Here is a 3,305-nt window from a genome sequence, read left to right on the forward strand (position 1 = left end):
GCGAGACCGATCGCCGGCGTCGTCGTGCTCGCGGTCTGACTGACGCTCGTGTACGGCGTGTACGACGTGACGCGATACTCGACGGTTGCGTCGGGCGCCGCTGGTGCCGGATACGACTCGGTGTTCGGGTCGAGCGTGGCGATCTCCTGCCAGCGACTCCAGCCGGTGTCGTACTGTCGTCGACGGTCGATCGTGAACCCAGCCTCGTTGTCCGCGAGATCCTCCCACGACAGCGAGACGGTGGTCGGATCCGTGGCCGTCGCGACGAGAGTCGTCAGGCCGGGGAACTGCGTGACGATCGCCACCGGCTCGGTCCAGTCGCCGGTGCGGTACTGCGTCTCCGTGCGAGCTCTGACCTCGTACTCCTCGCCGTCCTCGCGCCCGACGAACTCCATCGTGAGCGTGTCGAACGCGCCGATGAACTCCGCGAAGCCGGTGGCGGAAGAGTTCCACGCGGACTGTCCCGTCTCACGGATCTGGATGCGGACCGAGCCGTTGTTCGTGGTGGCGCTCTCGCGGTCGACGGCGACTTCGTCCTCGACGCCGTTGCCGAGGACGGGCTGGTCCTCGTCCGGGAGCGTGGTCGTTAGTGTAACTGGCATAGTGTCAGGAGAGCGCGCCGTAGCTTTTCTTTCGGAATATTAGGGTTGAGATGACTGTTCAATATTCACTCATTATATTGTAACCCATGCCCCATTTGCTGTTAATTTGTATAATGTTCCGGGATTGTCTGTGTCTTCGATAACGTCTCCAACACGATAACTGCCAGCGTTTGGTGGTGACCCAGCAAGTGCTTCTTGACCCGTTTGATTGACAACCGTCCCCACGCCAAACGAAATATTTGACGCCGAAAGATTGTTTGTGGTCTCGATGCGGATCCCCGGCCCCTCAACCGCTGTCGTTGCGGCAGTCGGATCCCATATTTGCCCGTCATATCGGACCGATCCGTTCACGGATGTTTCATTATGGATTACATGACCAGATTCAGTCTGAATAACACCATCGATAAGGACTTTAGCCTCGCCAGCAGCACCCGCGGAGTTGATATGACGAATTGATTTGGTGGTGTATCTTTCGCCCTGTATATCAAATTCAAGACCATTTATGTACGCACCATTTGCGGTATCTAATACTAGCTGATCATCAAAGCCTAAGATATTAAAGTTAAATTTCCCACCCATGTCAATCGCGTTGCCGTCGGCTTTGATCCGGACCGCTGTCCCGCCGACGCCGTCGCCTGCTATTTCGATGGCGGGGCCATCGGCGAGTGGGACTTCTTGATCGTCGTCAAACCGCAACGCATTGCCAAGCCCCGCGCTATCTATACGATAGGCGTCGCCTGAAAACGATGCCAAATGCTGCGCACTTATTCGCCCCGGCCCGATAAGTATGGCGCGAAACGCTGAGGCGTCAACAATCGCATTGCCAGACCCCGGGTCGCTGTTTGGCCTAACTTGCGATCCGTTTAAGTAAATGATAGTATTTTCTGGTATGCTAAAACTATCTAATAGCGATCCGGGCTTGACAGAGACTACTGTCCGTTGATTGGATGTGCCGGCGCTAATGCTATCAAGAAAAGACTGAAAATCTGCGGATGTAGAGAAATTACCTCTATCGGGATTGTATAAAATGCTGTTTACATCTTCTGTACTGAACAATCCGTCCACCTCGGCGTCACCAGGGATGCGAACCCCGTCGTCGGTGATGATGACCTCTCCGCCACCTGGCTTCGAGACGACAGGATCGCCGTTTGCGTCGGCGCCGATTTCTCCGACAACGGTTCCACTCGAGTCCGTGATCTGGTAGTTGGGTTCGTCCATGAGTAGTTACTGCGTGTCGTCCGGTTGCATCGTCCCGGCGTTGTCGACCGTGCCGGAGTTGACGTGGGGTTTTTCGAACTGGTACGTCTCGCCCGACGCGATCGCCAGCGTCTCGCCAGCGGCGATATCGGGCTCGTAGTCGATCGACTCGGCATCTGGTGCGAGCGCGACGACGCGCAGGCCGTACAGCTGGCCGTTGCGTAACCCCGTCACACTCGCCGATTCAACGTTGCCGGCGATCCCGGTCTCCGCCACCGTCCACGATCCGGTATTGTCTTCGCGCACCTCGATCCGGTGACCCGTCGCATCCGTGGTATTGCTCGTCCACGAGACCGTCCCCCCCGTGTCGTCCACACTGTCGACAGCCAGTCCAGTCGGGGCGGGCAGGATCGTCGTCGCAGACTGCTGCCCGCTATCGGCTGTCGCTTCGGGTGTGACTCGCCGGACGGTGTACTGGTATTGGCGCCCATCAGCGACCGCCGTGTCCGTCCACGACGTCGTCGACAGGTCGGCGATCGTCGTGACCACACTTCCGAGCGAGCCGTCTGTCGACCGGTAGATCTCGATGCTGCCCTCGTTGACACTATCGCCGAGCGACCACTCGACCGTGATCTCCCCGACGACCGACGCGTTGAGTGTGTCGAGTGCGGGCGCTGAGACATCGGTCGCGGCGTCAGCCTCGTTAGACAGCTGCGAATTCGTCCCTGGATAGACGGCCCGCACACGATAGTAGTAGCGTGTTGCTTCGTTGAGCCCGGTGTCGGTGTCGGTCGTCCCCGTCACCGTCTCCACGACCGCATACCAAAACCGACCGCATACCCCGAGCCCGAAGACTGCGAGCGGAGCACCTGGTACTGGGTCGTGTCTGGGACGCCGCTCCACGAGAGGTCGATCGAGTCCGTCCCCGCAGTCGTTGCCGACAGCCCCGTCGGGTCGGTCGCGATCGTCGCCGTGTAGCCCCACCCCGACGCGCCGGCGATGTTCACGCCACGGACGCGGAACTGGTGCGTGTTCGTCCCCGGTGACGCGCTATACGTGAGACTCGTCCCGCCGGTCTCGCCGACGCTCGTCCACGCGCCGCCGTCTTCGGAGACCTGGACCTCGTAGGTGTCGGCGTCCGCGACGGCGTCCCACGAGATATCGATCGTATCGTCGCCCAGGACCGTCTGGGACACACCGGAGGGCGTCGCCGGCTCCGCCTCGACGATCTCGACGACGGCGTCGCCAGCGTTGCCGCCGCCCGTCGACTGGTCGTAGAGCGTGACGTCGACGTGCGCGGTCTGCCCGCCGGAGTCGCCGCCCTCGGCGTAGTATTCGAAGCTATCCTCATACACGCCACCACCGTCGCCACCGGCACCGGATCCAGCGCCGGCAGCGCCGCCCTTGCCGCTCTCGACGCCCCCACCTGCGCCGCCGCGTGCGCCGCCACCGCCCCCCGACTGCGCCCCCCCGTCGTTGTCCACAGCACCCCCGCCCCCACCCCCG

General features: G+C 61.2%; 2 protein-coding genes and 2 pseudogenes. All 4 read right to left on the reverse strand.

Going from position 1 to position 3,305, the window contains the following annotated elements; genetic code table 11:
• Positions 1–602: pseudogene (locus DJ70_RS02915) on the reverse strand (hypothetical protein); the annotation flags it as partial.
• 72 nt (positions 603–674) lie between these two features.
• Positions 675–1,820 carry a hypothetical protein gene (locus DJ70_RS16610; RefSeq protein WP_143420909.1) on the reverse strand — a complete coding sequence of 382 codons (1,146 nt, stop codon included), beginning with the start codon at positions 1,818–1,820 and terminating at the stop codon, positions 675–677.
• 6 nt (positions 1,821–1,826) lie between these two features.
• A complete protein-coding gene (locus tag DJ70_RS02920) occupies positions 1,827–2,348 on the reverse strand; it encodes a fibronectin type III domain-containing protein (RefSeq protein ID WP_245810658.1) in 522 nt (173 codons plus the stop codon).
• 251 nt (positions 2,349–2,599) lie between these two features.
• Positions 2,600–3,305 (reverse strand): annotated as a pseudogene (locus DJ70_RS17160) (hypothetical protein); the annotation flags it as partial.

This window comes from Halorubrum halodurans, from assembly GCF_002252985.1.
GTDB lineage: Archaea > Halobacteriota > Halobacteria > Halobacteriales > Haloferacaceae > Halorubrum > Halorubrum halodurans.